1 protein-coding gene and 1 pseudogene are annotated in these 812 nt (G+C 23.0%); both read right to left on the reverse strand.

Translation table 11 applies throughout. The features are described from left to right. Positions 1-248: pseudogene (locus AMN78_RS01155) on the reverse strand (1-deoxy-D-xylulose-5-phosphate reductoisomerase); the annotation flags it as partial. Next, a partial coding sequence (locus AMN78_RS01160) for a phosphatidate cytidylyltransferase (RefSeq protein ID WP_218836535.1) occupies positions 248-812 on the reverse strand: 565 nt, incomplete at its 5' end. The pseudogene AMN78_RS01155 and the gene AMN78_RS01160, both read right to left, overlap by 1 nt.

Raw genomic sequence — 812 nt, forward strand, 5'->3', positions numbered from 1 at the left:
TGTTTAAAATCATGAAGTATTTTTATTTTTTTGTTTTCAAATTTTTTTTTTACTTTTTCATAAACTCTTAAATTATTTATAATAAAATATTTAGGCCCGTATTTTTTAATTTGCTTACAAATTAACTTGTAGTTATTGTTTGCTGCTAAAAGAATAATTCGAAAATATTCTTTTTTTCTCTCTATTATCTTTAAAGTTGAAAGCCCAACTGATCCTGTTGATCCCAAGATTGAAATATTTTTTTTCATTAGAATAATAAAATTAAAAAGATAAAGCCAAAAGGAAGACCGAGAAGTATTCCATCCAATCTATCTAAAACACCTCCGTGACCTGGAAAAAAATTTCCTGTATCTTTAACATTACTTTTTCTTTTTAAGAAAGAGAAAAATAAATCGCCTATTTGACACACGATAGATGTAAGTAGACCTACTAAAATGATTTTGATATTTACTGTATTAGTTAAATAAAAAATACCAATTGAAAAAAAAACACCAGAGAATAAAATTGATCCTAATGATCCTGATTTTGTTTTTTTTGGACTTATTTTTGTTAATCTAGGGCCTTTAAAAATTTTTCCAACAACAAAACCACCAATATCAGACGCAATACAAGTAAACAAAATTAAGAATAATAAAATCTTTAACTGAAAAATCGATGAAAAATAAAAAACAAAGAAAGAAAATAAAAAAATATATATAATAAAAATAATATTTGAAAAACATTTAAATATAATTTTTTTTGATATTTTGCTCATTAAATTAGTAAACTCTATAATAGATAATACACCCAGCACTATAAGTGTATATACAATC

Origin of the sequence: Candidatus Pelagibacter communis (genome assembly GCF_001179945.1) — a bacterium.
Classification (GTDB): Bacteria; Pseudomonadota; Alphaproteobacteria; order Pelagibacterales; family Pelagibacteraceae; genus Pelagilacustribacter; species Pelagilacustribacter ubique_A.